This window comes from Azospirillum sp. HJ39 (assembly GCF_041507355.1).
Lineage (GTDB): Bacteria > Pseudomonadota > Alphaproteobacteria > Azospirillales > Azospirillaceae > Azospirillum > Azospirillum thiophilum.
The window spans coordinates 2,402,494-2,424,723 of the sequence record NZ_CP167911.1 but is presented as its reverse complement, the minus strand read 5'-3'; the positions used below and the strand labels follow the sequence as shown (position 1 = coordinate 2,424,723).

At 68.6% G+C, this 22,230-nt stretch carries 23 protein-coding genes and 2 tRNA genes; 12 read left to right on the top strand and 13 right to left on the bottom strand.

Annotation, left to right across the window (positions count from 1 at the left end; translation table 11 throughout):
- Positions 1 to 264: 264 nt before the first annotated feature.
- The 7 genes from rnr to ABMY26_RS24825 all read right to left on the bottom strand — a co-directional run bounded on the left by rnr (position 265) and on the right by ABMY26_RS24825 (position 7,826).
- Entirely contained in the window at positions 265 to 2,436 is a 2,172-nt protein-coding gene (gene rnr, locus ABMY26_RS24855) for a ribonuclease R (RefSeq protein ID WP_372397270.1), read from the bottom strand.
- 48 nt (positions 2,437 to 2,484) lie between these two features.
- Positions 2,485 to 3,057, bottom strand: coding sequence for a hypothetical protein (locus ABMY26_RS24850; RefSeq protein WP_372397269.1), 573 nt, complete (start codon positions 3,055 to 3,057; stop codon positions 2,485 to 2,487).
- A 245-nt stretch (positions 3,058 to 3,302) separates the two neighbouring features.
- Positions 3,303 to 4,379 carry a chorismate synthase gene (gene aroC, locus ABMY26_RS24845; protein ID WP_372397268.1) on the bottom strand — a complete coding sequence of 359 codons (1,077 nt, stop codon included), beginning with the start codon at positions 4,377 to 4,379 and terminating at the stop codon, positions 3,303 to 3,305.
- A gap of 159 nt (positions 4,380 to 4,538) precedes the next feature.
- A tRNA-Thr gene (locus ABMY26_RS24840) sits at positions 4,539 to 4,613 on the bottom strand.
- Between the two features lie 36 nt (positions 4,614 to 4,649).
- A tRNA-Thr gene (locus ABMY26_RS24835) sits at positions 4,650 to 4,724 on the bottom strand.
- A 161-nt stretch (positions 4,725 to 4,885) separates the two neighbouring features.
- The gene (locus ABMY26_RS24830) at positions 4,886 to 6,820 is read right to left on the bottom strand and encodes a polysaccharide biosynthesis protein (RefSeq protein ID WP_372397267.1); all 1,935 of its coding nucleotides are present in this window, start codon (positions 6,818 to 6,820) and stop codon (positions 4,886 to 4,888) included.
- Between the two features lie 22 nt (positions 6,821 to 6,842).
- Positions 6,843 to 7,826: a UDP-glucose 4-epimerase family protein gene (locus tag ABMY26_RS24825; RefSeq protein WP_372397266.1), complete on the bottom strand. Its 984-nt coding sequence runs from the start codon at positions 7,824 to 7,826 to the stop codon at positions 6,843 to 6,845.
- A gap of 172 nt (positions 7,827 to 7,998) precedes the next feature.
- On the opposite strand from ABMY26_RS24825, the gene ABMY26_RS24820 reads away from it, so the two are divergent.
- A complete protein-coding gene (locus ABMY26_RS24820) occupies positions 7,999 to 9,048 on the top strand; it encodes a glycosyltransferase family 2 protein (RefSeq protein ID WP_372397265.1) in 1,050 nt (349 codons plus the stop codon).
- Here ABMY26_RS24820 and ABMY26_RS24815 read toward each other — a convergent pair.
- The 3 genes from ABMY26_RS24815 to ABMY26_RS24805 are packed head-to-tail and all read right to left on the bottom strand — an operon-like array spanning position 9,010 to position 11,872.
- Positions 9,010 to 9,843, bottom strand: coding sequence for a glycosyltransferase family 2 protein (locus tag ABMY26_RS24815; protein ID WP_372397264.1), 834 nt, complete (start codon positions 9,841 to 9,843; stop codon positions 9,010 to 9,012). The two genes, ABMY26_RS24820 and ABMY26_RS24815, sit on opposite strands and share 39 nt — an antisense overlap.
- 6 nt (positions 9,844 to 9,849) lie before the next feature.
- Positions 9,850 to 10,854, bottom strand: a complete 1,005-nt coding sequence (locus ABMY26_RS24810; RefSeq protein ID WP_372397262.1) for a glycosyltransferase family 4 protein — start codon at positions 10,852 to 10,854, stop codon at positions 9,850 to 9,852.
- 34 nt (positions 10,855 to 10,888) lie between these two features.
- Positions 10,889 to 11,872 carry an NAD-dependent epimerase/dehydratase family protein gene (locus ABMY26_RS24805; RefSeq protein ID WP_372397261.1) on the bottom strand — a complete coding sequence of 328 codons (984 nt, stop codon included), beginning with the start codon at positions 11,870 to 11,872 and terminating at the stop codon, positions 10,889 to 10,891.
- A gap of 182 nt (positions 11,873 to 12,054) precedes the next feature.
- On the opposite strand from ABMY26_RS24805, the gene ABMY26_RS24800 reads away from it, so the two are divergent.
- Both ABMY26_RS24800 and ABMY26_RS24795 read left to right on the top strand, forming a co-directional pair.
- Positions 12,055 to 12,393 (top strand): hypothetical protein, encoded by a 339-nt coding sequence (locus ABMY26_RS24800; protein ID WP_372397260.1) that lies wholly within the window; start codon positions 12,055 to 12,057, stop codon positions 12,391 to 12,393.
- Between the two features lie 24 nt (positions 12,394 to 12,417).
- Entirely contained in the window at positions 12,418 to 12,570 is a 153-nt protein-coding gene (locus ABMY26_RS24795; protein WP_372397259.1) for a hypothetical protein, read from the top strand.
- Positions 12,571 to 12,608: 38 nt separating this feature from the next.
- Here the strand turns inward: ABMY26_RS24795 and ABMY26_RS24790 are convergent, their stop codons facing one another.
- Positions 12,609 to 13,016: a GNAT family N-acetyltransferase gene (locus tag ABMY26_RS24790; RefSeq protein ID WP_372397258.1), complete on the bottom strand. Its 408-nt coding sequence runs from the start codon at positions 13,014 to 13,016 to the stop codon at positions 12,609 to 12,611.
- A gap of 188 nt (positions 13,017 to 13,204) precedes the next feature.
- Between ABMY26_RS24790 and dcd the strand changes: the two genes are divergently transcribed.
- The 3 genes from dcd to ABMY26_RS24775 all read left to right on the top strand — a co-directional run bounded on the left by dcd (position 13,205) and on the right by ABMY26_RS24775 (position 15,682).
- On the top strand, positions 13,205 to 13,759 hold the full coding sequence (dcd, locus tag ABMY26_RS24785) for a dCTP deaminase (RefSeq protein ID WP_372397257.1): 555 nt from the start codon (positions 13,205 to 13,207) through the stop codon (positions 13,757 to 13,759).
- A gap of 68 nt (positions 13,760 to 13,827) precedes the next feature.
- On the top strand, positions 13,828 to 15,120 hold the full coding sequence (gene murA / locus ABMY26_RS24780; RefSeq protein ID WP_045580789.1) for a UDP-N-acetylglucosamine 1-carboxyvinyltransferase: 1,293 nt from the start codon (positions 13,828 to 13,830) through the stop codon (positions 15,118 to 15,120).
- A 97-nt stretch (positions 15,121 to 15,217) separates the two neighbouring features.
- The gene (locus ABMY26_RS24775; protein ID WP_372397256.1) at positions 15,218 to 15,682 is read left to right on the top strand and encodes a DUF2948 family protein; all 465 of its coding nucleotides are present in this window, start codon (positions 15,218 to 15,220) and stop codon (positions 15,680 to 15,682) included.
- Between the two features lie 17 nt (positions 15,683 to 15,699).
- On the opposite strand, the gene ABMY26_RS24770 is transcribed toward ABMY26_RS24775, so the two are convergent.
- On the bottom strand, positions 15,700 to 16,056 hold the full coding sequence (locus ABMY26_RS24770) for a hypothetical protein (RefSeq protein ID WP_372397255.1): 357 nt from the start codon (positions 16,054 to 16,056) through the stop codon (positions 15,700 to 15,702).
- Between the two features lie 131 nt (positions 16,057 to 16,187).
- On the opposite strand from ABMY26_RS24770, the gene ABMY26_RS24765 reads away from it, so the two are divergent.
- Positions 16,188 to 16,760, top strand: coding sequence for a type 1 glutamine amidotransferase domain-containing protein (locus ABMY26_RS24765; protein WP_372397254.1), 573 nt, complete (start codon positions 16,188 to 16,190; stop codon positions 16,758 to 16,760).
- Positions 16,761 to 16,937: 177 nt separating this feature from the next.
- Here ABMY26_RS24765 and ABMY26_RS24760 read toward each other — a convergent pair whose 3' ends face one another.
- Entirely contained in the window at positions 16,938 to 17,603 is a 666-nt protein-coding gene (locus ABMY26_RS24760; RefSeq protein WP_372397253.1) for a LuxR C-terminal-related transcriptional regulator, read from the bottom strand.
- 453 nt (positions 17,604 to 18,056) lie between these two features.
- Here ABMY26_RS24760 and ABMY26_RS24755 point away from each other — a divergent pair, with 453 nt between their 5' ends.
- The 5 genes from ABMY26_RS24755 to ureC all read left to right on the top strand — a co-directional run bounded on the left by ABMY26_RS24755 (position 18,057) and on the right by ureC (position 22,214).
- Entirely contained in the window at positions 18,057 to 18,713 is a 657-nt protein-coding gene (locus ABMY26_RS24755; protein ID WP_372397252.1) for a LuxR C-terminal-related transcriptional regulator, read from the top strand.
- A 115-nt stretch (positions 18,714 to 18,828) separates the two neighbouring features.
- Positions 18,829 to 19,710, top strand: coding sequence for an urease accessory protein UreD (locus ABMY26_RS24750; RefSeq protein ID WP_372397251.1), 882 nt, complete (start codon positions 18,829 to 18,831; stop codon positions 19,708 to 19,710).
- A gap of 147 nt (positions 19,711 to 19,857) precedes the next feature.
- Positions 19,858 to 20,160, top strand: coding sequence for an urease subunit gamma (locus ABMY26_RS24745; RefSeq protein ID WP_045580783.1), 303 nt, complete (start codon positions 19,858 to 19,860; stop codon positions 20,158 to 20,160).
- Positions 20,161 to 20,173: 13 nt separating this feature from the next.
- Complete coding sequence (locus tag ABMY26_RS24740) at positions 20,174 to 20,479, top strand: urease subunit beta (RefSeq protein ID WP_045580782.1); 306 nt, start codon at positions 20,174 to 20,176, stop codon at positions 20,477 to 20,479.
- Between the two features lie 25 nt (positions 20,480 to 20,504).
- Positions 20,505 to 22,214 carry an urease subunit alpha gene (ureC, locus tag ABMY26_RS24735; RefSeq protein WP_372397250.1) on the top strand — a complete coding sequence of 570 codons (1,710 nt, stop codon included), beginning with the start codon at positions 20,505 to 20,507 and terminating at the stop codon, positions 22,212 to 22,214.
- Positions 22,215 to 22,230: the final 16 nt, after the last annotated feature.

The following is a 22,230-nucleotide window of genomic DNA, read 5'->3' as shown; positions in this document are numbered from 1 at the left end:
CCATGGGGCTAACCGCGGCCTCCCTTTCCTGCAGCCGGATCGGAGGAGGATGTTCCCGATCCCGGATGGGTGATAGATACACCTTCGTTCAGGAGGGCGGGCGGGACAAAATTGCGGAGGATTTCGCAATATCGTGAAATGTCCCGATCTGTGGCGCCAAGGCCACGCTTGTATGGTGGGACTGTGACAAACCCCAGGCTCGGCCACGAAACCGCCACACCAGCCAAGCGTTGCCGCGACGCAACGGTATCGGATGGTTACTGCCTAGCCGTTCGAGTCGGCCAGCCTGAACAGCGTGCTGCCGCTGACCGGGTCCGCCTCCACCAGCAGGACCCCGACCGGGCTGCCGAGGCGGTACGTCCGGCCCGTACGCTGGCCGGTCAGCGTATGTGCGGCTTCGTCATGGTCGTACCTGTCGTCGGGCAGGGTGCTGGCCGGGATCAGCCCGTCGGCGCCGCTCTCGTCCAGCCGGACGAACAGGCCGAAGCGGCTGACGCCGGAGATGCGGCCGCCGAACCGCTCCCCCACCCGGTCGGCGAGGAAGGCGGCGGTGTAGCGGTCCACGGCATCGCGTTCCGCCGTGGCGGCGCGGCGCTCGGTCCGGGACAGATGCTCGCCCACCTCCGCCAGCCGTCCGAGTGTCTCGTCGTCCAGGCCGCCGACGCCCAGCCCCAGCGTGCGGATCAGGGCCCGATGGACGATCAGGTCGGCATAGCGGCGGATCGGCGAGGTGAAATGGGCGTAGCGGTGCAGCGCGAGCCCGAAATGGCCGATGTTGTCTGGGCTGTAGGCGGCCTGGGCCTGGGCGCGCAGGATCACCTCGCTGACCAGCGTCGCATGCGACGTGCCCTCCACCTTGCGCAGGATGCGGGTGAACTGGTCGGGCGTCAGGTCGGCGCTCTTGCCCAGCGGCTGGCCGATGCCGGCGAGGAAGCCGCGCAACGCCTCCATCTTGTCCATCGAGGGGCGGTCGTGGATGCGGTAGAGGCCGGGCATGCTGCGCCCCTCCAGCACCTCGGCGGCCGCGACGTTGGCGGCGATCATGAACTCCTCGATCAGCCGATGGCTGTCGTGGCGTTCACGCACCGCGATCTCGGCGACCCGGCCGCGCTGGTCGATCCGCACCCGGCGTTCGGGCAGGTCCAGTTCCAGCGTGCCGCGCTTGGCACGCGCGCCGGCCATCCGGGCATAGGCGGCGAACAGCGGGGCGATCGCGCTGTCGGCCAGCGGCGCCGTCTCCTCGTCCGGCCGCCCGTCGTGGCACGCCTGCACCTGTTCATAGGTCAGCCGCGCCACCGACCGCATCAGGCCACGGACCAGCCGATGCCGGATCAGCACACCGTTGCGGCCAATCCACAGATGGAAGGCGAGGCAGGCGCGATCCTCTCCCGGCCGCAGCGAACACAGCCCGTTCGACAGCGCCTCCGGCAGCATCGGCACGACGCGGTCGGGGAAATACACCGAGTTGCCGCGCTCGTATGCCGCCCGGTCGAGCGCCGATCCGGGCCGCACATAATAGGACACGTCGGCGATGGCGACGATCAGGTGCCAGCCCTCCGGGTTCTCCGGATCGCTGTCGGGCTCGGCCCACACCGCATCGTCGAAGTCGCGGGCATCCGCCCCGTCGATGGTGACCAGCGGGATGTCGCGCAGATCCTCGCGCTGCATCAGCGCCGGCACCGCCGCCAGTTCCGCTTCGCGCAACGCTGCGTGGGGGAAGACGGTTGGCAGGCCATGGGCATGGATGGCGATCAGGCTGAAGGCGCGCGGCTCCTCGGTGGAGCCCAGCCGCTCCACCACGCGGGCCTGCGGCTGGCCGGCGCGCCCGGCCGGCAGGATGTCGGCGAAGACGAGGTCGCCGGGCTCCGCTTCGCCGCGGTTGGGCGGCAGTACCAGGAATTCGGTCTTGTGGCGGCGGTCGGTCGGCTGGAGGCGCCCGCCTTCGGCGCTCGGCCGGTAGACGCCCAGGATGCGGCCCTCGCGCTCGCCACCGTCCCCGCTGCCGATTCGGCGGATGACGCGGGCCTCATAGAGCCGGTCGTTGATGCGGGCGAGCTTCGCCAGCAGCGTGTCGCCGACGGCCGGCGGCCTGTCCTCGCCCCGGCTCCTGCGTTCGGGCAGCAGGAAGATGCGCGGCGGGTTGCCCTCGCCGGTCCAGGTCAGCGGGCGGGCCGACAACTCGCCGTCGGCATCGGCGCCGGTAACCAGCAGCACGGCGACGGCCGGCAGGGATTGCGGCGGGGCGACGCGCTTGTTGCGCCCGCGCTCCACCGCGCCGTCGGCCTCCAGATCGCGCAGCAGATCCTTCAGCATCTCGCGGTCGGCCGAGCCGGACAGCTTGAAGGCGCGGGCGATCTCGCGCTTGCCGACCGGGGTGGTGCTGGACCGGATGAAGGCCAGGACAGTGTCCTTGCTGGGAAAGCGGCTGTCGGTCACGGGGCGGGGGGTCCGTCGGTTCTTGTCGTGGGAAAGGCTATATGGGGATCAATCCGCGCCGGGGCTCGTCGCCCAGGGCCGGCCTGCCATCGCGCGCACCGCCTCGCTGCGCTCCAGCGCCTCACGGAAGCCGGCGAGCGGGAAGCGCACCTCCGTCTTCTCGCCGGCCGGCGACTGGCCGACGATGGAAACCTCCGGCGCCGGAGCGATCTTCTCGACCATGCGGCGGTTGATGTCGGGATCGGCCACCGCACAGGTGTTGGTTTCGAAGCGGTAGGGCTTGCAGGGAGAATCGGGCTTGAACACGGCGCGGTCGGACCAGACCCGCACCAGCTTGTCCAAATCCAGCGAGTCCGCGGAGATTCGGAAGCGCAGCCCCTCCCGCCATTTCTCGGTCGACCGCAGCCAGACCAGCCGGGCGGTGCGGTCGTTGGCGCCGCGGGCGGTCAGTTCGCATTCCACCTGCCGGGTGGATGTCCAGAGCTGGCAGTAGAGCTTCCAGGACTTGAAGGTTTCGTCGAACTCCTGGAAGGGCCGGTTGTCCGCCACAGCCGCGGGAGCGGCGGCGATCAGCATCGCCAGGGCGAGGATCAGGCGCAGTCCGTGGCGGGAGGCAGGCATGGGGCGGTCCTGTGGAGCTGTTCTGAGACGGGAGGGTCTTGCCCCCACCCTAACCCTCCCCCGCTGGGCGGGGGAGGGGACAAGTGCTTGTGCGGGAAACTGCGTGCGGGAGAGATGGGGAGGTCCTTCCCCCGCCCGGCTCCCGCACAAAGCAACGCTTTGTGCCGACGCGGCAGGCGGACCAAAGGTCCGCCGAGAGCGGGGGAGGATAGGTGGGGGCCAACCTCCCAAGGAGCCTCCGCCCTTTACTCGCGCCGCTCCGCCCGCCGGCGCAGCAGATGGTCGGCCAGCACGCAGGCCATCATCGCTTCGCCGACCGGGACGGCGCGGATGCCGACGCAGGGGTCGTGGCGGCCCTTGGTCAGGATGTCGGTGTCGTTGCCGGCGGTGTCCACCGTCTGGCGCGGCGTCAGGATGGAACTGGTCGGCTTGACGGCGAAGCGGACGACGATGTCCTGTCCGGTGGAGATGCCGCCTAGGATGCCGCCGGACTGGTTGGACAGGAACTGCGGCAGGCCGTCGGGCCCCATGCGCATCTGGTCGGCGTTCTCCTCGCCGGTCAGTTCCGCGGCGGCGAAGCCGTTGCCGATCTCGACGCCCTTCACCGCGTTGATGGTCATCATCGCGCAGGCGAGGTCGCTGTCGAGCTTGTCGTAGAGCGGATCCCCCAGCCCGACCGGCACGCCCGACGCCACCAGCTCCACCACCGCGCCGACCGACGATCCGCTCTTGCGGATGCCGTCGAGATAGTCGGCCCACTGCGTGGCCGCGACCGGGTCGGGGCAGAAGAAGGGGTTGTTGTCGATCTCCGCCCAGTCCCAGCGGCTGCGGTCGATCTTGTGCGGGCCGATCTGCACCAGGGCGCCGCGCACCTGGATGGCGCTGCCCAGCACCTTGCGCGCCACCGCGCCGGCGGCGACCCGGCAGGCGGTTTCCCGCGCCGAGGAGCGGCCGCCGCCACGATAGTCGCGGATGCCGTATTTCTGCCAGTAGGTGTAGTCGGCGTGGCCGGGCCGGAACTTGGCCGCGATGTCGCTGTAGTCCTTGGAGCGCTGGTCGGTGTTCTCGATCATCAGCGAGATCGGGGTGCCGGTCGTCCTGCCCTCGAACACGCCGGACAGGATCTTCACCTGGTCGGGTTCCTGGCGCTGGGTGGTGTAGCGCGACTGGCCAGGGCGGCGCTTGTCCATCCAGGGCTGGATGTCCGCTTCCGTCAGGTCCAGCAGCGAGGGGCAGCCGTCGACGACGACGCCGATGGCCGGACCGTGGCTTTCGCCCCAGGTGGTGAAGCGGAAAAGCGTGCCGAAGCTGTTGCCGGCCATGGTGACATCCTCCCGAGACGAACCCGCGCCTGCGATTTCACGCCGTGTGAAATCATGATTTCACAATCTGTGAACGCGCGGGCGTTTCTTGCGGCCTTTCGACGGCAAGGTCAAGGAAGCGATGAACCGATTTTAAGGAGTGTCTTCAAAAAGGGGGAATGGTGCTGCCAGAGAGGATTGAACTCTCGACCTCTCCCTTACCAAGGGAGTGCTCTACCACTGAGCTACGGCAGCGCCAGATGCAGGCGCCCACTGACGGGATCGGAGGAATGGTGCTGCCAGAGAGGATTGAACTCTCGACCTCTCCCTTACCAAGGGAGTGCTCTACCACTGAGCTACGGCAGCCCCGATAACCGATCATCGCCGGGGCGATGCGTCCGGGTGAGGCGTCCAGGCTAGGCCGCCCCCCGAAGTGGCGCGGGTTATGCCACAGGCCCTTGGGGGATGCAAGCGCTTAAAATCACTCCACGCCGCAGTTTTTTCCGTCTCCGGATTTATGCCCGGACCTACGCCTGCGTCGCCGCGGGCGGAAGCACCGCCTCGGCACGGAAATCCGGCACGACCGTGCCGATGATCGACAGCACCCGCTCGCCGTCGCCGGCCCGCGCCACCGCCTCGAGCTCGCCCACCGCGCGGTTGATCAGCGCATAGTCTATCAGCCGGGGGGAGGCGAGGAAGACGCCGTCGGCCTCGGTGCGGCTGGGCGCCTCGGCGGCGGTCAGGATCTCCTCGAACAGCTTCTCGCCGGGCCGCAGCCCGGTATAGGCGATGGCGATGTCCACGCCGGGCCGGTAGCCGGCCAGCCGGATCATCTGGCGGGCGAGGTCGGCGATCTTCACCGGTTCCCCCATGTCCAGCACCAGGATCTTGCCGCGGTCCTCGGCGCGGGTGACGCCATGGGCCGACGCCTGCAGCACCAGTTCCACCGCTTCGCGCACCGTCATGAAATAGCGGCGCATGTCGGGATGGGTGACGGTCAGCGGGCCGCCCTGGGCCAGCTGCCGGGTGAACAGCGGCACCACCGAACCCGACGAGCCCAGGACATTGCCGAAGCGCACCGTCATGTAGCGGGTGGCATGCTCCGTCCCGTCGCGCGGCGGCAGCACGTCCAGCGCCTGGCAATAGGTCTCGGCGAAGCGCTTGGCCGCGCCCATCACGCTGGTCGGGCGGATCGCCTTGTCGGTGGAGATCAGCACCATGGCGAGGCAGCCGGCGGCGCGCGCCGCGTCGGCGACGTTGCGGGTGCCGACGACGTTGGTCAGCGCGCCCTCGCACGGGTTGGCCTCCACCAGCGGCACATGCTTGAGCGCCGCGGCATGGAAGACCAGGGCGGGGCGCTCGTCCTGGAACAGGCGCATGATGCGGTCGCGGTCGCGCACGTCGGCGATCACCGCGCGGGTGTCCTGGGCCGGGAACTTCTCCCGCAGCTCCATCTCGATGCTGTAGAGGTTGAACTCCCCGGCGTCGAGCAGGATCAGCCGTTCCGGCCCCAGCGCGGCGATCTGGCGGACCAGCTCGCTGCCGATGGTGCCGCCGGCGCCGGTGACGATCACCCGCCGCCCGCCGACCAGCCCGGAGATCGCGCCGCGGTCCAGCACCGCCTGCGGCCGGCCCAGCAGATCCTCCAGCGCGATCGGGCGCACCTCGATGCCCTTGCCCTCGCCCAGCGCCGACTTGAACTCGGTCAGGCTGGGCAGTCGCGACAGGACCAGCCCCAGCGCCTCCGCCCGGTCGAGCAGGCTGCGCAGGATCGACCCCTTCAACTCGGCGTTGCCCTTGGTCACGATCAGCCGCTGCGGCCGCTCGCCCTTGCGCTCCAGCGTCCGGACCACCTGTTCCAGATCCTCGGGGCCGCCCAGCACCGGCACGCCGCGTACGGCATGGCCGACGCGCCGGCCCTTGTCGTCGAGGATGCCGACGACGCGATAGGCCGACTGCCCCGGCTGGTCGAGCGAGCGGATGAACAGCTCCGCCGCGTCGCCGACGCCGAGCAGCAGCACGGGGATGCGCGGAACGCCTTCCACCGCCTCGGCCCAGCTGAAACGGCGGTCCTTCAGGAAGCGGTAGGCAAAGCGCGGGCCGCCCAGCAGCAGCATCTGCACCAGCCACAGGATCGGCGGCAGCGAGCGCGGCAGCAGTTCGGCGCGGGTCAGCAGGAACATTGCCAGCACGAAGCACAGCACCGCCACGGTGACGGCGCGCACCACCTGCATCAGGTCGGGGATGGAGGCGTAGCGCCAGATGCCGCGGTACAGCCCGAACAGGACGAACACCGCCGCCGACACGCCGACCAGCACCGGCAATGCCGTCGCCAGCGCATCGGAATAGAGGCCGAAGGCGGACCCGCCCACCCGCAGGTACAGGGCGACGACCAGGGCCACCCCGGTCATCGCCAGATCGTGCAGGAACACCAGGGACGCCCGCGCGGACGGGATACGCATGCCGCTAAACCTTGTCGCCAATCTAGTCGCCGTTCGCCCGCCCGCGCGAGCGGCGGCGGGGTCGGTCGCGGGAAGCATTGAACCATTCCGCGGTGGCGCGCAACCCGGACGCAAGGTCATGGGGCGGGCGCCAGCCCAGCCTCTCGCGGATGGGGCCATCGTCCACCGTCAGCGTTCCGGCCAGCCGGTCGAACAGCGCCCGCGTGCCGGTCAGGCCCGCCGCCAGCGCCATCAGCGGGCGCGGCACCGGGACCAGCCGCGCCGGCCGGCCCAGCGCCGTCGCGATGGCCTGCACCAGGCCGGCGGTCGATACCGGTTCCCCGTCCTGAACCAGGAAGGTCTGTCCGGCTGCCGCCGGGTGCTCCAGCACCGTCGCCACCGCATCGGCGAGGTTGCCGACATAGATCAGGCTGCGCCGGTTGTGGATGGCTCCCAGCGGCAGCGGCAGGCCGGTCGCCACCAGTTTCACCAGGGAGCGCATGTTGCCGGCGGCACCGGGGCCGTAGACCAGCGGCGGGCGGATCACCACCAGTTCCATGCCGGTCCGGGCCGAAATCTCCGCCAGCGCCCGCTCTGCCTCCAGCTTCGAGACCCCATAGGGGCTGTGAGGGGCGGGGGGCGTCGCCTCGTCCAGCGAGACGGGGCGGCTTTCGTCGACCACGGCCTTGATGCTGCTGAGGAACACGAAGCGCTTCACCCCGGCGGAGGCGGCCTGTTCCGCCAGCCGGATCGTGCCGGCGGTGTTGACGCGGCGGAACTCCGCCAGCGGGTCTGCCGCGTTGTCGCGCATCACATGGACACGGGCCGCCATATGGACGACACTGTCGACCCCGGCCAGGGCCGCCGTCCAGTCGGTATCGGGGCCGATCTCTCCGACCACCGCCGGTTCCCATGGGCTCTCCGAGGGCGCGCGCAGCGCCGCGCGCACCCGATGCCCGCGGGCGGCCAGCAGCGGGGCGGTGTTGCGGCCGACGAAGCCGGTCGCGCCGGTCAGGAGAACGCGCATGTGCAGGAGTGTCCCGGCTGAAATCGTAGTGACGACTGAACGGCGCTTTATTATCCGGTTTGGCCTGGTGGCGCCATGGCGCAAAGTCCCACGACCCTTTTCCGGCTTTCGGTCGGGTGAGGGAATGGTTATAAGCTGGACAGGGACGCGTGAATAAGGACGCTACCAAGACATGTCACATTTCGTAGACGGTGCGAATGATCGGCACAGCCGCATCATCATCGTCAGCTTTAATTGCGCCGACTTCGTCAACCGCGTCATTGGTTGTCTGCTCGACCAGACCGATCCCGCTTTCGAGGTCGTGATCGTCGACAATGCGTCGAAGGACGTCGACGGCATCGCCTTGCCCGCCGACCCGCGTTTCCGCATGATCCGGATGGACAGCAATGTCGGGTTCGCCAAGGCCAACAATGTCGGCGCCGCCGGCGCCGCCGTCCCCTGGATCGTCACGCTGAACCCCGACGCCTTTCCGCGCCGTGACTGGATGGAACGGTTGCAGGGCGCGGCGCGGGCGCAGCCGGACGTGGCGATGTTCGGCTCGACCCAGCTGTTCTCGCACGATCCCCGCATGGTGGACGGGGAGGGCGACCAATATTCCATCTTCGGCTTCGCCTGGCGGGTCAACTACCGCCGCGTGCTGAAGCCGCCCTATTACAGCGGTGCGGTCTTCTCGCCCTGCGCCGCCGCCGCCATGTACCGGCGCGACCACTACGAGGCCGTCGGCGGTTTCGACGAGGATTTCTTCTGCTATTGCGAGGATGTCGACCTCGGCTTCCGCATCCGGCTGCGCGGCGCTCCGGCGGTCCAGGTCGGCGACGCGGTGGTCGAGCATGTCAGCAGCGGGGTGTCCAAGCAGTACGGAACCTTCGCCCAGTATCACGGCGTCCGCAATCTGGTGTGGACCATGGTGAAGAACATGCCGCTGCCGCTGCTGCCGCTGGCATTCTTCGGCCATTCGCTGCTGGTGGTCTACCTGGTCTTCCGCAGCCTGGGCAGCGGGCGCACCGGTGCCATCGGCCGCGGCATCCGCGACGCGCTTTGCGGACTGCCGCGCATGATCGCCAAGCGCCGCGCCATCCAGCGCGACCGCAAGGCCAGCCTGTGGCAGGTCGCCCGCATGATCGCCTGGAACCCGCTGCTGCTGAAGACGCGCGGCCGGCCGGGGCTGCGCAAGGCGCACCCGTCAGATCAGCCGCCAGCCGTGGGCATTGAAAAAGCGTAGGGCCGAGCGGGCGAACATCCGGATGTGCGCGCCGCCCTTGCGCGCCGCCTTGCCGCCGAAATGCACCATGCGCACGTCGGGCACATAGGCGATCTCGCCCAGCGCCATCGCCCGGCGCGACAGGTCGAAATCCTCGAAATACAGGAAATAGCCGTCGTCGAAGCCGCCCAGCCGGGCCAGCGCGTCGCGCCGGAACAGCATGAAGGCGCCGCTGACCTGCTCCAGCCCGGTGACGACGGCGTCGCCGGTGACGTCGCGCATCTCGTAGCGGTCCAGCCGCGCTGCGAACATCCGCTTCACCGCTGCCGGCGCGAAGGCGCGCAAGGCCAGATCCAGCACAGTCGGCCGGCGCTTGCACAGGAACTCCTGCTCCCCCGACGGGCCGAACACCTTGGGCGTCAGCAGCACGGTGCGCGGATGCGCCTCCATGTAGCGCCAGCCGGCCAGCAGAGCGTCCGGCTCCAGCAGGATGTCGTAGTTCAGGATCAGGTGATAGGGCGCGTCGCCCCGCCGGATAGCCAGATTGTGCCCCGCGCCGTAGCCGACATTGCCCTGGCCGGCGATCAACGTCGCCGGCGGCCGTCCCCCCTCGGCATAACGGTCCAGCAGCGCCCGGAACGGGCTTGGGGTGTTGCCGGCCTGGGGCGCACCGTTGTCGATCACCCACAGCCGGGTCTGCACGCCGGCCTCTGCCGCCAGCCGGTCGGAGGCAGCCCCGATGGTGTCGAGCGAGCGGGCCAGCAGGTCCGGATCGGGACGGTAGAGAACGACCGACAGGTCGAGAAAGGCGGTCATGATGGGTCAGGCCTTCGACATGCGGGTCAGTGTCGCCAGCAGCAGCACGACCGTGACGGCGCCGGGCGCCAGCGTCCAGGCGCCGAACGCGCCGGCGGCCAGCGCGGCGGCGACCAGAACCAGGCTGTAGGCGATGATGGTCAGCACCACGCGGTCATGCCGGCCGACGCCCTTGGCGGCCTTCTGATAGAAATGCTCGCGGTGTGCCTGCCAGATCTTCTCGCCGCGCAGCAGCCGGCGCAGCAGGGTGATGGTGGCGTCGGTCAGGTAATAGGCGGGCAGGATCAGCGCCGCCGCCCAGTCGCCGCGCGCCGCCAGGGACGCCAGCAGGAAGGCCAGGATATGGCCGAGCGGGATGCTGCCGACATCGCCCATGAACATGCGGGCCGGCCGCCAATTGTGGGTGAGGAAGCCGGCAGCAGCCCCGGCCAGCGCCGCGCCCGCCACGCCGGTCAGCCCGAAATCCGCGGTGATGAGCGATACCAGGGCAATGCCGCCGCCGACCAGGACGGTTTCGCTGCCGGCCAGCCCGTCGATCCCGTCCATGAAATTGTAGAGGTTGACGAACCACAGCCACAGGAATGCGGTGGCCGCCCGGTCGAGCCCCCAGGGTAGCCAGCCCTGCCACACCATCTGGTCGGCCGGCAGCGCCAGCAGCCCGAAGGCCACCGCCAGCGCCTGCACCGCCAGCCGCAGCAGCGGCGACAGCGCGCGCCGGTCGTCCATCCACGACACCCCCATCAGCGCCAGCGTGCCCAGCAGCACGGCCCCGGTCTCCAGCGGCTTGCCGAAGACGATCCCGGCGGCGGCGAAGACCGGAACGACCGTCAGCATCACCGCCCAGCCGCCGCCGCGCGGGGTCGGCGCCTGATGGCTCGACCGCTCGTTCGGGATGTCCATGATCCGGCGGGCCAGCAGGTATCGCAGCACCCGCGTCGACAGATACCAGCCGGTGGCGAGGCACAGCAGGAAGACGCCGGTCAGGGCGGTCGAATAGGCGGTGGATGTCATGGCGGCCCAACTGCGAGGACGGGAATGGGACGGATCAGATCTTGTGGTAGCCCTTGTACCACTCGACGAAGCGGGGAAGGCCGACCTCGATCGGGGTCTTGGGCGCGAAGCCGAGGATTTCGCGGCTCAGCTCGATATCGGCGGCGGTTTCCTGCACATCGCCGGCCTGCATCGGCTCCATCGCCTTCACCGCCTCGCGGCCCAGCGCCCGTTCCAGAACGGCGATGAAATGCATCAACTCCTCGCACCGGTTGTTGCCGAGGTTGAACAGCCGGTGCGGGGCGCCGGTTTCCGCATCGACGGGCGCGGGACGGTCGAGCGCGGCCAGCACGCCGGCCACGATGTCGTCGATATAGGTGAAGTCGCGCTTCATCCGGCCGCCGTTGAAGACGCGGATCGGCCGGCCGGCAGTGATGGCGTCGGCAAACAGCCAGGTCGCCATGTCCGGACGGCTCCACGGGCCGTAGACCGTGAAGAAGCGCAGGCCGGTCATCGGCAGCCGGTAGAGGTGGCTGTAGGTGAAGGCCAGCATCTCCGCCGCCTTCTTGGTGGCGGCATAGACCGATACCGGGCTGTCCACCCGGTCCTCCACCGAAAAGGGCATCTTGCGGTTGGCGCCATAGACCGACGAGGTCGAGGCATAGACGAAATGCCTGAGCTCCGGCATCCGCCGCGCCGCCTCCAGCAGCGTCACCTGTCCGGTGACGTTGGCGTCGACATAGGCATAGGGGTTCTCGATGGAATAGCGCACGCCCGGCTGCGCCGCCAGATGGATCACGCCCGTCACGTCGACGAACTGCGGCCACAGTCCCTCGACGGTCGCCCGGTCGGAGATGTCGGCCTTGACGAAGCGGAAGCCGGGCCGATCCAGCAGCCGGGCCAGCCGCGCCTCCTTCAACGCCACTGAATAATAGTCGTTCAGGTTGTCGATGCCAAGCACACCCTCTCCCCGGTCCAGCAACGCCGCGGCGACGTGCGATCCGATGAAGCCGGCTGCGCCGGTGACGAGGATGGTCATGGTCGGGGCCTCTCTGCCGATGGTCCGCCGGTCTTATGCCCCAGCGGCGACCGGGGCGCCAGCCTCCTTCCCATGCCTGCGGTCCGGCGGTCGGGTGCTTGACAGCCGCTCGGCCCTGCCGGTCTACTGCGCGACCGCGACACAGGCGACAAGCCACCACCAGGACCGATGGGACCATTCCAATGCCCCCGAAGAAGAATCCGCTGAACCTGAACCCGCTGCAACTGCGCACCCTGACCCTGCTGCAGGAGCTTGCCCGGCTGGAGAACAAGCCGGCGGAGGATGAGGAGGGCGGCTTCCAGATCACCGCCCTGCCGCATGCACATGGCAACCATTTCCACGTCGGCCATGCCGTCGTCGCCACCAAGGACGCCACCGGCCTGCAGAACGATGCGGTCTGGACCATCCTGGAGCGCAAGGGCATCGTCAAGCGCACTCCCGGCGCCGCGATCCTGACCGCCACCGGCGTCGGCTATGAGACCGGCCTGCGCGACCAGATCCTGCACCATTCCGACCACTGAGCCCGCGGAGGCGGAGCCGCGCCGATGGACGATAGCGCCGAAAGCATGAAGTCCCCGCCGGCTCCGCCGAAGCCGAAGCCGGCGGGTGGGCGTGACGACCGTCTCGCCGCCCGCCTGCGCGACAATCTGCGCAAGCGCAAGGAACAGGCCCGGCAACGGGAGAAGGAGGAGGGTTAGCCCCGCCTCCATGGCCGCGATGGCGTGGGGTGGAACGCTCAGCCCAGCGCCTTCCTGAACCAGATCTGCCGGTGCCCCGGCGGGTATCCCTCCATTTCCGCCCAGATCTCGTAGCCCTGCTTCGGATAGAAGCCGGGGGCCTGGAAGTCGTAGGTGTAGAGCCGGGACCAGCGGCAGCCGCGCGCCCGCGCCTCGGCTTCCGCCGCGTCCAGCAGCCGTCCGCCGAGCCCGCTGCCGCGCGTGGATTCGTCGACCCACAGCAGGTCGACATACAGCCAGTCCCAGTTGGTGTAGCCGACCAGCCCGCCCTTCAGCGTGCCGTCCGGCGCGCGGGCCGCCGCCACCAGGTCGCGGCGGTCGTAGGCGCGGCCGAGCGACGCCTCGTTGTAGGCGCGCAGGCCGTCATAGACTCCGGCCAGATCGGCCGGGGCGGGGGTGTCCGTCACGGACAGGGTGAGGCTCCGGTTCATGGCGGCCGAGCTTAATGCCCGCGGCGGCGAAGACCAGCGCCGTGATAAAGAGCCGACCATGCGTGCCGAGCGGCCTTCGTTTCCTTGAGCCTTGCCGCGGGCTCGGCTACAAACCAGCCTTCACGACCCTCAATCCAATCGATACGCCAAGGAGTACCCCCGCGATGGGCATCATGCCGGACAGCTGGATCCGCGAGATGGCCGAGACCAAGGGCATGATCGAACCCTTCGTCGAGACCCAGAAGCGCGAAGGCGTGATCTCCTACGGCGTGTCGTCCTACGGCTACGACGCCCGGGTCGCCGACGAGTTCAAGATCTTCACCAATGTCGACAATGCCATCGTCGATCCCAAGCGCTTCGACGACTCGAGCTTCGTCGACCGCAAGACCGACGTCTGCATCATCCCGCCCAACAGCTTCGCGCTGGCCCGCACGGTCGAATATTTCCGCATCCCGCGCGACGTGCTGGTGATCTGCCTCGGCAAGAGCACCTATGCGCGCTGCGGCCTGATCGTGAACGTCACCCCGCTTGAGCCGGAGTGGGAGGGGCATGTCACGCTGGAGATCTCCAACACCACCCCGCTGCCCGCCAAGGTCTATGCGAACGAGGGGCTGTGCCAGTTCCTGTTCCTGAAGGGCGAAAGCGTGTGCGAGGTGTCCTACGCCGACAAGGCCGGCAAATACATGGGGCAGAAAGGCGTCACGCTGCCCCGTCTCTGATCCTTCCTCGTGCCGGCGCCCTTCAACCGGCGTCCTTGACACAGCGTATCCGCGAAAGAAACAGGTCCATGGACAAGATCCGCATCCGCGGCGGCCGCCCGCTGAACGGCTCCATCACGGTCGGTGGGGCCAAGAACGCCGCCCTGCCGCTGATGACGGCGTCGCTGCTCACCGACGAGACGCTGACGCTGACCAACCTGCCGATCCTGGCGGACATCAACACGCTGTGCAACCTGCTGCTGCAGCATGGCGTGGCGATCCACATGGCGGGTGCCGGGGGCGACTGCGCCGGCCGTGCCGTGGACTTCACCGCGCGCGACATCACCAACACCACCGCCCCCTACGATCTGGTGCGCAAGATGCGCGCCAGCGTCCTGGTGCTGGGGCCGCTGCTGGCCCGCTGCGGCGAGGCCAAGGTGTCGCTGCCCGGTGGCTGCGCCATCGGCGCGCGTCCGGTCGACCTGCACATCAAGGGCCTGGAGGCGATGGGCGCCGACATCCGGATCGATGCCGGCTACATCGTCGCCAAGGCCCCGGCCGGCGGCCTGCGCGGTGCGGAATACGTCTTCCCCAAGGTATCGGTCGGCGCCACCGAGAATCTGCTGATGGCGGCCACCCTTGCCAAGGGCACCACCATCCTGGTCAACGCCGCGCGCGAGCCGGAGGTGACCGACCTTGCCGAATGCCTGGTCAAGATGGGGGCGAAGATCACTGGCATCGGCACCGACCGGCTGGTGATCGAGGGCGTCGACCGGTTGCATGCCGCCCGCCACATGGTGGTGGCCGACCGCATCGAGACCGGCACCTATGCCATGGCCGCGGCCATCACCGGCGGCCGTCTTGACATCCTGAACACCAAGCTCGATCTGATCAAGGCGGCGGTCAAGGCGCTGGCCCCGGCCGGCGTCGCCTTCGAGGAGATCGAGAACGGGATTCGGGTGTCGCGCGCCAACGGCGAACTGCATGGCGTCGATGTGATGACCGAGCCGTTCCCGGGTTTCCCGACCGACCTTCAGGCCCAGATGATGGCTCTGATGTGCACGGCGACGGGTGCGGCGATGATCACCGAGACGATCTTCGAGAACCGCTTCATGCATGCGCCGGAACTGACGCGGATGGGCGCACGGATCACCGTCCACGGCTCGTCGGCGCTCGTGCGCGGTGTGGAGCGGCTGACCGGGGCGCCCGTCATGGCGACCGACCTGCGCGCCTCGGTGTCGCTGGTGCTCGCCGGGCTGGCGGCGGAGGGGGAGACGACGGTCAACCGCGTGTACCACCTCGACCGCGGCTATGAGCGGGTGGAGGAGAAGCTGGCCGCCTGCGGTGCGGAGATCGAGCGCATCCATGGCGGAGACGAATAAGGAGCGGTGGCGAACAAGGGGGGCGGCCCGTCCTTCCGCCGTCCCTGTGGTTGATTTCGTCCCTTTGGTTGACCTTTCGCGGGAGGTGCCTCGAACCATGACGGCCATGAGCCCGATCCGCCTGAGGGCGGAGGACGAAGAGGATCTGAAGGTCGTTTCCGCCTGTCTGCAGGACGCCATCCTGCCGGTCGGCGACATGTGTTTCCTGCCCGACGAGAAACGGTTCGTCATGGTCGTCAACCGTTTCCGCTGGGAGGCGGCCGACCGGCCGCGTCCCGGCCCTGCCGCCGACGATGATGATCTCGCCCCCTACGAGCGGGTCCATTGCGGCTTGCGGGTCGAGGGGGTGACGGGCGCCAAGCTGCGCGGGTTCGATCTGAAGGATCGCGGGCAGATGCTGGAACTGCTGTCCCTGGAGACGGTGGAGGGCGGCATCGCCCTGCATTTCGCCGGCGGCGGCTGCATCCGGCTCGACGGACCGTCCTGGCGCATGGTGGTCGAGGATCTGGGCGAACCCTGGCCCACCGGCTGCAAGCCCTGCCACCCTGACGAGGCCGTCTGAAGTCCCGACAGGCTGGATCAGCGCTCCGCGACCTGTGTATCGCTGTGCAGGCGGCGGATCACATCCTGTGCCGTCTTCTTGTAGGTGACGGTGTCCACATCCTCGCCCGGCGACAATTGCGAGCGGTGGACGGTGAAGAAGCGGTGGCCGACATCCAGCATGCCGCTGGCCTCGACCAGAACGGCGTCGCCCTTGCCGTTGGCTCCGGGGGAAACGGAAACGATCTGCCCCAGCTCTTCGCCGAGCAGTCCTGTCACTTCGATGCCGACGAGGTCGTCACCGGCACGCGGATCGGCCGCCAGGACCGACTCGGCATGAACGAAGGGCAGGGTTGCCGCCAGCGCAAGGCTGGCCAACATGGTCTGGAACCGCATGGTTAGGGCTCCCATCGCTGATGTGTGGCTCGTATGTCACAATCAACATAGGAATTGAGGAACGGTTCCCAGGGAACCATCCAGGGGTAATCCGGTTGCTGCGGTCAGGCGAACAGCGAAGGAGAACCCTCATGACCCAGACATTGAACGGCAAGACCGTGGCCGTGCTCGCCACCGACGGTTTCGAGCAGGTCGAGTTGACCGAGCCGGTGAAGGCTCTCCGCGATGCCGGGGCCACCGTCCATGTGGTCGCCCCCAAGGCTGGCCAAATCCAGGGCTGGAACCACCATGACCGCGGCGACATGGTCGCGGTCGACGTGACGCTCGACCGGGCGGACGCCGCCGGTTACGACGCGCTGCTGCTTCCCGGCGGCGTGATCAATCCCGATGCGCTGCGACTGGAGCCCAAGGCCATCGAGTTCGTGAGGAGCTTCGTCCAGTCCGGCCGGCCCATCGCCGCGATCTGCCATGGTCCCTGGACTCTGATCGACGCGGGTGGCGTGCGTGGCAAGCGCATGACCTCCTGGCCGTCGCTGCGGACCGACCTGAGCAATGCGGGCGCCGAGTGGGTGGACGAACAGGTCGTGACCGACCGCGGGCTGGTCACGTCCCGCAAGCCCGACGACATTCCGGCCTTCTGCCGCAAGATGATCGAGGAGTTCGCCGAAGGCCGCCACACCGGCCACCGCCACGCGGCGGAGTAGGGGGCAGGTTTCTTACGGAGTTAGACCCCCACCTAACCTCCCCCGCTGGGTGGGGGAGGGACTGCCTCTGCTCTCAATATCAAGCAATTTCCCATCTCGTCAGTCGTCTCCTCCCCCGCCCAGCGGGGGAGGATCAAGGTGGGGGCATCGAAGCCGACATCTTGTCACCACATGTCCCTACGCCGTGACCAGCGGCGACAGTCCATTCTGGATCGCCCACACGGCGGCCTGCGTGCGGTTCTGCGCGTTGATCTTCCGCATCACATTCTTGAAATGCATCTTCACGGTCGATTCCGTGATGTGCAGGTTGCGCGCGATGGCCTTGTTCGACTGGCCGGCCAGCAGGCAGCGCAGGATCTGCACCTCGCGTTTCGACAAATCGCCGCTTGGTGGCATCGTGATCGGCGTCGGGCTGAGCGGGCGCTCGTTGACCGCCGCCATCAGGAGGCCGGCGACATTGGTGGGGTAGACCACCTCGCCCAGCATGACCAGCCGCAGGGAGCGCAGCAGGCTCTCGCTGGACATGCTCTTGTTCAGATAGGCGTCGGCGCCTGCCTTCAGCGACTGCGACAGGCTGCGGTCTGCGATGGTGTCGGCCAGCACGACGATCCGCGCCGAGGTGCCCTCGCGCAGGCGCCGGATGCCGGCGATCTCCTCCGGCATGCCGTCCTGCAGGGCCAGCACGATCAGGTCGGGCCGGTCGCCCTCCGCAATGAGGTCCAGCGCGTCGTCGGCGCTGGCCGCGTGGGTGCTGACCCGGAAGGGGCCGCCGCCGATCAACGTCGCCAGGGCCGCCGAGAACAGGCGGTCGTGGTCAACCAGCATCACATTCCATGTCTTCATCGATCATCCTCCGCTGGGCCGCCCTTTGCCGGGCGGCGGCGATCCCCCCCTTGGTCCGTTCCCGAAGACTCCAGGCAAAGGACCGGCCCGCCTGGACCGGCCCACCGGACTCCGAACATAAAAATTAGAACAATATTGTTCGGAACAGCGGGCTTTACGCTTCATGCCGGGATGATTTATACGGTTCATTAACCAACGGCGCAAGGTGAGAACAGGAAAGTCACAGCCAATAGATTAGATTTTGCAGGAAATTGAACGGAGATTCGTTCATTCGATATTTAGGGGTAGGCGCGTCATAGAGCGGCGCGAATGAACCGCTTTCGCATCGGGGCTTTTTGGTGTTCTTGGCCCTTCTGAAAAGCGGTCCGCTGACAATAAGGGGACACGATGGAGTTCGAGCTTCAAGCGCGCGGCGGTTCGCGTAGCGCGGGCAATCCTACGCGGATTTTTCTGGTGGTCGACGAACAGCCGATGGTCCGCCACGGCTTCGCCCTGTCCATCGGCGAGATCTGTCCGGATGCGCGTGTGCTGGAGGCCGGGTCGCTGGAAGACGCGCTGGATGTCGGCCGCCACAATCCCGGACTGGCCCTTGTCCTGTACGATCCCGGCCCGCCGCGTCCCGGCGACGCAGAAACCGGCGGCGCGCTGGCCGGGCTGGGCAGCCTGAGGGAGACGTTGGGCGAGGTGCCGATCCTGATCCTGACCAACTCCGACGAGGTGGCGGACATCGTCGACAGCGTCCGTATGGGCGCCCGCGGCTATGTGCTGAAGACCAGCCCGCCGGAGGTGCTGGAGCACGCCATCTCGCTGGCACTCAGCGGCGAGATCTTCCTGCCGTTGCCGCGGGCGGTGCTGAACGGCGCGCTGTCCGACGGTCCGCGCGGCAACGACGACATCCTCGACCGCCTGACCGGCCGCCAGCGCGACGTCTTCGAGCTGCTGCTGGCCGGCCATTCCAACAAGGAGATCGCCCGCGGGCTCGGCGTGCTGGAAGGCACGGTGAAGGTCCATGTCCGCGCCATCATGCAGAAGCTGGGCGTGCGCAACCGCACCCAGGTGGCGGTGGTCGCCGCGCGCAACGGCTGCTTCTCCGGGGAAGGGGAGGGCTGACCCGGGCGGGGTCGCAGGATCGGCACTCCGAACCCCGCATTGCACAACCGGCCCCGCTTCCGGCAGACTGGCCCCCGCATCATCCGAGGGGGAGCGGGGCGCATTGGATCAGGCGGTGACGGCCGGCAGGCTCGAGGACGCGGTACGGGAACCGGGACGCGAGGAAAAGAAGGTCGCCGTGCATGGCGCCGCGACCGTCCGGTTCGACCGTCGCCACGGCGAGACGCGCTTGGCGACGCTCTATCATCACGACCCGCTGCGGGTGCTGATGCCGACGCCGCGTCGCGGCGACCTGCCCATCGCGGTGCTCGCCACCACCTCGGGCGGGATGGTGGGCGGCGACCGCATGGACATCGCGCTGTCGGCCGGGCCGGGGTCCATGGCGCTTGTCACCACCCAGGCGGCGGAGAAGGTCTACCGGTCCACCGGCGCGGATTGCCGCATCGACACCGTGGTGTCGGTGGAGGACGGCGCATGGCTGGAATGGCTGCCGCAGGAGGCCATCGTCTTCGAAGGCTCCCGCCTGCGCCGTCTGACCCGGCTCGACCTGTCGGGCGACGGTCGCGCGATCGCCGGCGAGATGCTGGTCTTCGGCCGTGCCGCCTTCGGCGAGACGGTGACCCGCGGCCTGATCCGCGATGCCTGGGAGATCGCCCGCGACGGCCGGCTGATCTGGGCCGACGCGCTGCATCTGGACGACGACATCGGCGAGGCGCTCGCCCACCCCGCCGGCTTCGGCGGGGCCGCCGCCTGTGCCACGCTGCTGCACGCGGCGATCGACGCCGCCCGCCATCTGGACGCCGTCCGCGCGCTGGCCGAGCCGCTTTCCCTGGAGGGCGCGCGCATCGGCGCCACCGCGCTGGACGGCCTGCTGGTCGTCCGCATCCTGGGCGGCGACGCCCGCGCCGTGCGCCGGGCCTATGCCGCTCTGTGGTCGGGCCTGCGCGCCGAGGCCGCCGGCCTGCCGACCCGGCTGCCGCGGCTGTGGGAGGTGTAAGCACCGCGTCCGGGGTCGACGCCCAATCGTTTCAATCGGCTACGTCATACGACGCACTTGGCGCACCGCGTCATCGTGGCATAATCGCTGCCGACCGGCAGGCAACGACGCCGGCAACGAACAGGGCGGCGAAAGGGCAATCCCCCGATGAACCTGACAGGGCGCGAGAAGGACAAGCTGCTCGTGGCGATGGCGGCGATGGTGGCGCGGCGGCGGCTGGAGCGCGGCGTCAAGCTCAACCATCCGGAGGCGGTCGCCCTCATCACCGATTATGTGGTCGAGGGCGCGCGCGACGGCCGCACGGTGGCCGAGCTGATGCGCGACGGCGCCACCGTCCTGACCCGCGAGCAGGTGATGGAGGGCATCCCCGAGATGATCCACGACATCCAGGTCGAGGCGACCTTCCCCGACGGCACCAAGCTCGTCACCGTCCACCAGCCGATCCGTTGAGGGGGGCAGTCCGATGAAACCCGGTGAAATCTTCCCGGCGGCCGGCGAGATCGTGCTGAACGACGGCCGCGCCACGGTGGAACTCGACGTCGCCAATGCCGGCGACCGGCCGATCCAGGTCGGCTCGCACTTCCATTTCTACGAGACCAACGGCGCGCTCACCTTCGACCGCGAACAGGCGCGCGGCTTCCGGCTCGACATCCCCGCCGGCACGGCGGTGCGCTTCGAGCCCGGCCAGACGCGCCGCGTGACGCTCGTCGCCTATGGCGGCGACCGCGTGGTGATCGGCTTCAACCGCAAGGTCAACGGCGCCCTCTGACGGGCCGGAAATGGGGCGAACCAGCATGTCCTACCGCATCGACCGGGCCGAATATGCGGCCCTCTACGGTCCCACCACCGGCGACCGCGTCCGGCTGGCCGACACCGACCTGATCGTCGAGGTCGAGCGCGACCACACCGTCTATGGCGAGGAGGTGAAGTTCGGCGGCGGCAAGGTGATCCGCGACGGCATGGGGCAATCCCAGCGCTCGCGCCACCAGGGGGCGGTCGACACCGTCATCACCAACGCGCTGATCATCGACCATTGGGGCATCGTCAAGGCCGACATCGGCATCACCGGCGGGCGCATCGCCGCCATCGGCAAGGCCGGCAACCCGGACGTCCAGCCCGGCGTCGACATCATCGTCGGCCCCGGCACCGAGGTGATCGCGGGCGAAGGCAAGATCGTCACCGCCGGCGGCATCGACGCCCACATCCATTTCATCTGCCCGCAGCAGGTCGACGAGGCGCTGAACAGCGGCGTCACCACCATGCTTGGCGGCGGCACCGGGCCGGCGGCCGGCACCGCGGCCACCACCTGCACGCCGGGGCCGTGGCACATGGAGCGGATGCTGCAGGCCGCCGAGGGGCTGCCGATCAACCTGGGCTTCTTCGGCAAGGGCAACAGCAGCCGTCCCGACGCGCTGATCGAGCAGGTCGCCGCCGGCGCCTGCGGCCTGAAGCTGCACGAGGATTGGGGCACCACGCCGGATGCCATCGACACCTGCCTGTCGGTCGCCGACCAGCTCGACGTCCAGGTGGCGATCCACACCGACACGCTGAACGAATCGGGTTTCGTCGAGGACACCATCGCGGCGTTCAAGGGCCGCACCATCCACACCTTCCACACCGAGGGGGCGGGCGGCGGCCATGCGCCGGACATCATCCGGGTGGCGGGGCTGGCCAACGTGCTGCCCAGCTCGACCAACCCGACCCGGCCCTTCACCATCAACACGGTGGACGAGCATCTCGACATGCTGATGGTGTGCCACCACCTCAGCGCCCGCATCCCGGAAGACGTCGCCTTCGCCGAAAGCCGCATCCGCCGAGAAACCATCGCTGCGGAGGACATCCTGCACGATCTGGGCGTCTTCTCGATGATCTCTTCGGACAGCCAGGCGATGGGCCGGCTGGGCGAGGTCGTCATCCGCACCTGGCAGACTGCGCACAAGATGAAGCTCCAGCGCGGCCGGCTGCCGCAGGAAACCGGCGACAACGACAATTTCCGGGTCAAGCGCTACATCGCCAAATACACCATCAACCCGGCGCTGTCGCACGGCATCGGCCATGTGGTGGGATCGGTCGAGGTCGGCAAGCTGGCCGATCTGGTGCTGTGGTCGCCGGCCTTCTTCGGGGTGAAGCCGGACATGGTGCTGAAATGCGGCACCATCGCCGCGGCGCTGATGGGCGATCCCAACGCCTCGATCCCGACGCCGCAGCCGGTCCATTACCGTCACATGTTCGGCGCCTTCGGCCGGGCGATCCAGGCCAGCAGCGTCACCTTCGTCAGTGCCAAGGCGCTGGAGCTGGAGGTCGGCCGCCATCTCGGCCTGCACCGCGAGATGATCGCCGTCCAGGGCACCCGCACCGTCGGCAAGAAGGACATGATCCACAACGACGCGATGCCCCACATCGAGGTCGATCCCGAGACCTACGAGGTGCGGGCGGACGGGCAGCTGCTGACCTGCGAACCGGCGGACATCCTGCCGATGGCGCAGCGTTATTTCCTGTTCTGATGCGCTTTTTTTATCC

Coding starts and splice junctions, on each gene's coding strand:
- ABMY26_RS24820 (WP_372397265.1), top strand. CDS start 7,999: ATGTCACATTTCGTAGACGGTGCGAATGATCGGCACAGCCGCATCATC.
- ABMY26_RS24770 (WP_372397255.1), bottom strand. CDS start 16,056: ATGCGGTTCCAGACCATGTTGGCCAGCCTTGCGCTGGCGGCAACCCTG.
- ABMY26_RS24825 (WP_372397266.1), bottom strand. CDS start 7,826: ATGCGCGTTCTCCTGACCGGCGCGACCGGCTTCGTCGGCCGCAACACC.
- ABMY26_RS24800 (WP_372397260.1), top strand. CDS start 12,055: ATGCCCCCGAAGAAGAATCCGCTGAACCTGAACCCGCTGCAACTGCGC.
- ABMY26_RS24745 (WP_045580783.1), top strand. CDS start 19,858: ATGAACCTGACAGGGCGCGAGAAGGACAAGCTGCTCGTGGCGATGGCG.
- ABMY26_RS24775 (WP_372397256.1), top strand. CDS start 15,218: ATGACGGCCATGAGCCCGATCCGCCTGAGGGCGGAGGACGAAGAGGAT.
- ureC (WP_372397250.1), top strand. CDS start 20,505: ATGTCCTACCGCATCGACCGGGCCGAATATGCGGCCCTCTACGGTCCC.
- murA (WP_045580789.1), top strand. CDS start 13,828: ATGGACAAGATCCGCATCCGCGGCGGCCGCCCGCTGAACGGCTCCATC.
- ABMY26_RS24740 (WP_045580782.1), top strand. CDS start 20,174: ATGAAACCCGGTGAAATCTTCCCGGCGGCCGGCGAGATCGTGCTGAAC.
- ABMY26_RS24805 (WP_372397261.1), bottom strand. CDS start 11,872: ATGACCATCCTCGTCACCGGCGCAGCCGGCTTCATCGGATCGCACGTC.
- aroC (WP_372397268.1), bottom strand. CDS start 4,379: ATGGCCGGCAACAGCTTCGGCACGCTTTTCCGCTTCACCACCTGGGGC.
- ABMY26_RS24795 (WP_372397259.1), top strand. CDS start 12,418: ATGGACGATAGCGCCGAAAGCATGAAGTCCCCGCCGGCTCCGCCGAAG.
- ABMY26_RS24810 (WP_372397262.1), bottom strand. CDS start 10,854: ATGACATCCACCGCCTATTCGACCGCCCTGACCGGCGTCTTCCTGCTG.
- dcd (WP_372397257.1), top strand. CDS start 13,205: ATGGGCATCATGCCGGACAGCTGGATCCGCGAGATGGCCGAGACCAAG.
- ABMY26_RS24815 (WP_372397264.1), bottom strand. CDS start 9,843: ATGACCGCCTTTCTCGACCTGTCGGTCGTTCTCTACCGTCCCGATCCG.
- ABMY26_RS24830 (WP_372397267.1), bottom strand. CDS start 6,820: ATGCGTATCCCGTCCGCGCGGGCGTCCCTGGTGTTCCTGCACGATCTG.
- ABMY26_RS24850 (WP_372397269.1), bottom strand. CDS start 3,057: ATGCCTGCCTCCCGCCACGGACTGCGCCTGATCCTCGCCCTGGCGATG.
- ABMY26_RS24765 (WP_372397254.1), top strand. CDS start 16,188: ATGACCCAGACATTGAACGGCAAGACCGTGGCCGTGCTCGCCACCGAC.
- ABMY26_RS24760 (WP_372397253.1), bottom strand. CDS start 17,603: ATGAAGACATGGAATGTGATGCTGGTTGACCACGACCGCCTGTTCTCG.